Origin of the sequence: Nostoc sp. (genome assembly GCF_036917515.1) — a bacterium.
In the GTDB taxonomy this organism is placed as follows: Bacteria; Cyanobacteriota; Cyanobacteriia; order Cyanobacteriales; family Nostocaceae; genus Nostoc.
In genome coordinates, this window is the sequence record NZ_JBALDE010000250.1 from 1 (window position 1) to 5,026 (window position 5,026).

Sequence of the window (5,026 nt, forward strand, 5' to 3'; positions counted from 1 at the left end):
GTAGATCATAACTGTAAGGGTTTGCCATACGAATGCAGAAATCAATCACTTCTCTATATATTCTACGTCCTAACTAAGATGGCGACTGCTATACCTCTCTACTAAAGTTATGGATAACGCATATTTATCGGGTACCTAAAAAAGTTAAAAAAAAAATATATAAAAACCGATTTAGACTATTGCTACTATTACTTTTGCTAGATGCAACTGAGTTATTACAAGTGATATATATGCAAGTAAAGTAAAAGGTGGGAAAGGTTGGAAAAGTAGGATGTTTTGGAGAAAGTATTGAATAAGCAGTTAATATACTGTAAATTGATATCTTAAGGACTAAGTAAACCAACAAATAAAGAAAGTTCGCAAATTTATGCGGATTTAATTTAAGGAAATGCAGTCCTAATATTTCTTCTACTCAAAAAAGTGGAAACTTAAAAGTTATTCGAGAGATTGGAAGCATTGTAATTCGCCATTTTGCTTTCTCATTTAAGTAGCTTGTATCAATTCAAAAAATTTTTACGACAGATAACCCAACCTGTACTCTCGTCTTGCTAAAGGTAGGGTAGGGATGGATTCTTTTTTAACAATTGGTATCAGATATTAATTGTGGTATTTCATGGAAGCGAATACGCATTACAGATTTGCCAGAATTATGAGTAGCTCGAGATCGTGAAATGTGTGAGTGATTGAAAAGTTACACTTAATTTACCTCAAAAACCATCACTCAGTATCTACCTCAAAAACTTATCCGCTCTTTTTAATTTTTTCGTCGAACTCACATTGAGCTGACAACCCAATCGCGGTTGGTAATGACTAAAATCTGGTAAAAAAATTGTGGCGAACACTGTCAGGGTATTTGTGCCTTTTGCCTTTAAATTTTACTGTTCAAGGTTTTGTCAGTAATCAGACTTAACAGTTAAAATAAATAAGTAAATATCCTGATTCCTGAATATTATTTTCTGCCCACAGTTTAAATACTGTAGATTAGTGTTAAATTTACTTAAGTGATAAAATTACAAAAGTATTTCATAAATTAGTTTTGTATTAAGATACTTATAAAGGTATTAAATAAAGCAATCAAGCAACTAAGCATCCAACTCATCTAAAGCATAGGTTGCCCGATGGCTAACTGCCGCAAATATCAGCAAATCTAGAGCAACAAGCAGTTATTCATCAACTCACCCAAGCTCTGAATGGTCAGTAAATTAAGAAGTAGTATACGCCACATGAGCCAGAACCCTCTAGTCAGAAGAACACTCCGAAGTCGCTTTGAAACTGTCAAAGTGATGGGAAGCGGAGAATCTGGTAATACTTACTTATTAGGGGGTGCTATACGTAACGGACATCGATACTCTCTTAACAGAAAAACACTTCGGAATCGCTTTGAGATTATCAAAAAATTAGGAAGCGGAGGATCTGGTGATACCTACTTAGCTATTGACTTGGATTTACCAGGACAACCCCATTGTGTCGTCAAACATTTCCATCCAAAAGATTCCAGCCCTGCTGTTCTACCCATTGCTAAAAAGCTATTTGATCGGGAAGCGGAAGTTTTATACCAGCTAGGCAACGACCACGAGCAAATTCCGAGACTGTTTGCCCATTTTAATGAAGACGGGGATTTTTATTTAGTTCAGGAATTTATTGACGGTCATGCCTTGACTCAAGAAATTGTACCAGGTCAGCCTCTTAACGAGAATACAGTTTTAAATTTATTAAAAGACATCCTAGAAGTACTCGCTTTCGTCCACCAACACAATATTATTCACCGAGATATTAAGCCTCAAAACTTAATGCGGCGGTACTCCGATCGGAAGATTGTGCTAATTGATTTTGGGAGTATTAAGAAAATTGGAGCTTTGGGAGCAGGTTTAACAATTGCTGTTGGAACTCCTGGCTATATGCCAAGCGAGCAGGCTAAGGGAAAGCCAAAACTTTGCAGCGATATTTATGCTCTAGGGATGATTGGCATTCAAGCCTTAACAGGTTTAATACCTGAGCAACTACCAGAAGATCCTAATACTGGAGAAGTTATCTGGCGCGACAAGGCACAGGTAAGTGACGCTCTGGCAAATGTTTTAGATACAATGGTTCGCGATCGCTACAGCCAGCGTTATCAATCTGCCACAGAAGCTTTGGAAGCCCTTAATTCCGATATTGTGTTGTCACAGTCCTCACAATCTGCTGGCATCGATTACAAGGCTGATGAGAGCTATTTGCTAACTTATAGAAACTTTATTTTACTGCTGGGTATCGGTCTTGGTGCTACTACTAGCTTGATAGTAATAGTTTTAATCTATACATTTATTAATACGGGGACATCACTTCCAAACCAACCGACTCCACTAAAGAGTTTTATAGAAAAATTTGTTGAGTTCCCATTAACTAATATGAATAGTCTAGTAGCTAAATCAGCACTTAACAAAAGAATCAGTTAAAGCAATTGCACCATTGCAAAAACTACCAAATAGCAAATCTAATTTCATTACATTAGAAAAAGTTAATCATTTAGCAGCAATCATAAAACTACTTATTAACTAGCTATTAGAGATTTACTTTAAATTTAAATATTTCAAGATTACTGAAGGATAAATACTTAGATATTCCTGTAAGATAAATACAATGAAACAATATTTAAAAATATGGACAATACAAATCAAAGAAAAGCTTTAATTAACAGCGAAATTGCCCTCTTCCTTAGAGGTTTAATTATTGGTAAAGTTCTAACACTTATGGTTATTGGCGGATTACTTTGGTGGTTATTCAAGCCAAATTTCTGGTCTCGCAACAGTATTAACTCTTCCTCTGCTCAAAATATCAACAGCGTCTCTAATAATAATGCATCTAATAATGGATCAACTTTTCAGACAGTTGCTGATGTTCCCACTGCCTCATTCAATTACGGAGGTAGTACAGCTTGGGCATCTATCCGGCAATTGGTAGATTCTCAGATCCAGAGCGATCGCCCGGAATTACAATTACGCTACGTAAACCCTGTTAATGGTAGCCCGGGTTCTAGATCCGGCATTCGGATGTTGCTTGATGGGAAACTAGACTTTGCTCAGTCCTCCCGTTCCCTTACAGATGAAGAACAAGCTACGGCAAAAGAACGAGGCTTTACCCTTGAGCAACGTCTGGTGGGTATGGATGGGATTGCAGTGGTAGTCAACCCATTACTAAATGTGCCTGGTTTAACTGTTGACCAATTGCAGCAAATTTATTTGGGGAAAATTACTAATTGGAATCAAGTCGGTGGACCAAATCTACCCATCACAGCTTTTTCCCAACGACCAGAGGACGCAGATACAGTAATATTCCCTAGTAACAGCGAGTTAAAGGGACAAGCATTTGGCTCAAATGTGCAGTATGTCTATTCTACTACAGAGGCAGTGCGACAACTCAGTAAAACCCCTGGTGGTGTGTATTACGCTTCTGCCCGTTCGGTAGTCTTTCAATGTAGCGTGAAGGCTTTACCATTGGGTCAGACTTCTAGTCAGTTAATTACCCCCTATAAGAAGCCGATGGTGCCACCTGAACAGTGTCTGCATCAGCGCAACCAGCTAAATACTGAGGCAATCAAAAATGGCAGCTATCCGATGATTGCTAATTTGTTTGTGATTATTAAGCAGAATAAAGGTCGGGAACAGCAGATTGGAAATGCTTATGCCAATCTTTTATTAACTGATGAAGGACAAAAGGCGATTGAGCAAGCTGGTTTCGTTGGAGTTCACTAGAAGATTTGAAGGACAATTGAGTAAGCTTCCTACCGATCCCCGACTTGTTTAAAAAGTCGGGGATTTAGAGCGATCGCTTTTCTATCCATTTACTACTTGTTCAATATTCATGTATTCATTACTTGAGTTGAAGTTCACTCGACAGCATAAGAGGTAAACTGGCACTTAAAAGGAGAATGGAACCCAATAACAATATCAGAAGGAGGTACACCTAACTCAACTAATCGTTCAGCAACAGACTCTTCTGTACCGTTATACTGTATCCATATTTTCCCATTTTGAATATCAAAATGCATAACCGGGCCAAACACCCGCTTATCTCCTTGCCAGCCAACGTAAGCTAGTTGATAATGGTCGTTTTCGTTGTCTAAAATTAATTGTGATTTGACAGTATCGATATTAGAGCTAATTCGTAAACTCAAGTAAAGTACTTGTCTAGTAAGGGTTTCAGGAATTTAAGTCAATAAAGCACTTATTCGCTGAAACTTAGACCTAGTAATGAGTTGAGTACCCTTAAGATTTTCTTTACGAATCAGCTCTTAGATGCGATCTGTTGATGTTCGCTCAAAATTTGTTTGATAAATTGTCGATAGTGTTCTATTTTATCCATAGCTGAATTTCCTCACGTTTTGGATCGTAAATTATCAACTTACAGCTATTTTCAGGTAAATAGACCACGCGGTAGGGGCGCAAGGCCTTGCGCCCATACAACAGATGTGGTTCAAATATATGAAAACTGCTGTAACTTGGTAACGATGAAGGGTGCGTTGGACAAAAGAAAGTTGGAAAAAGTCTTGATATGTTTGGATCGGAACGGCTAAATAAAGCACTCTATCTGCTTCTTGTTCTTCTAGAGCTTGACAGTAATTGAGATATTGTCCGAGTGCAGTATGAAATTCACTGATATCTGAATCTGCAATAAAGCAAAAAGCTTTAAATACTTTGCGATATATCCACGCTAACCCCAAAGCTGCCCAAATGCAGCAAGCAAGGTTTTTTCTACGACTTCAGCAATTATGGCACTTATGACCGTTTGAGTAATGATGGCATCACTCAATGGCATCCGGCGTTTTTCCAATTGGGGAGAACTTTGGATGAATGCGCGGCGAAGTATCGCAGGTTTTGTCAGAAATATCGACCGCAAGCACTGACCAGTGAACAGTTATCAGTTATCAGTTATCAATAAGCTATGAACAGTTTAGTATAGCAGTCGCCATCTTAGTTAGGACGTAGAATATATAGAGAAGTGATTGATTTCTGCATTCGTATGGCAAACCCTTACAGTTATGATCTAC

5 protein-coding genes are annotated in these 5,026 nt (G+C 38.0%); 2 read left to right on the top strand and 3 right to left on the bottom strand.

All coding sequences use genetic code 11. From position 1 onward, the window contains the following. Nucleotides 1–1,223: 1,223 nt before the first annotated feature. Both V7K89_RS31780 and V7K89_RS31785 read left to right on the top strand, forming a co-directional pair. Nucleotides 1,224–2,435 carry a serine/threonine-protein kinase gene (locus V7K89_RS31780; RefSeq protein ID WP_335194492.1) on the top strand — a complete coding sequence of 404 codons (1,212 nt, stop codon included), beginning with the start codon at nt 1,224–1,226 and terminating at the stop codon, nt 2,433–2,435. A 204-nt stretch (nt 2,436–2,639) separates the two neighbouring features. Next, a complete protein-coding gene (locus V7K89_RS31785) occupies nt 2,640–3,731 on the top strand; it encodes a PstS family phosphate ABC transporter substrate-binding protein (RefSeq protein ID WP_335194494.1) in 1,092 nt (363 codons plus the stop codon). A 134-nt stretch (nt 3,732–3,865) separates the two neighbouring features. Here V7K89_RS31785 and V7K89_RS31790 read toward each other — a convergent pair whose 3' ends face one another. From V7K89_RS31790 to V7K89_RS31800, 3 genes are all read right to left on the bottom strand, one after another. Then, nucleotides 3,866–4,186 carry a XisI protein gene (locus V7K89_RS31790; protein ID WP_335194500.1) on the bottom strand — a complete coding sequence of 107 codons (321 nt, stop codon included), beginning with the start codon at nt 4,184–4,186 and terminating at the stop codon, nt 3,866–3,868. A gap of 189 nt (nt 4,187–4,375) precedes the next feature. Then, entirely contained in the window at nt 4,376–4,699 is a 324-nt protein-coding gene (locus V7K89_RS31795) for an element excision factor XisH family protein (RefSeq protein WP_335194496.1), read from the bottom strand. Then, complete coding sequence (locus V7K89_RS31800) at nt 4,690–4,875, bottom strand: hypothetical protein (RefSeq protein ID WP_335194498.1); 186 nt, start codon at nt 4,873–4,875, stop codon at nt 4,690–4,692. The genes V7K89_RS31795 and V7K89_RS31800 overlap by 10 nt, the downstream gene beginning before the upstream one ends. Nucleotides 4,876–5,026: the final 151 nt, after the last annotated feature.

Excerpts from the sequence above, each read along its gene's own strand:
- V7K89_RS31780 (WP_335194492.1), top strand. The coding sequence starts at position 1,224 with ATGAGCCAGAACCCTCTAGTCAGAAGAACACTCCGAAGTCGCTTTGAA.
- V7K89_RS31785 (WP_335194494.1), top strand. The coding sequence starts at position 2,640 with ATGGACAATACAAATCAAAGAAAAGCTTTAATTAACAGCGAAATTGCC.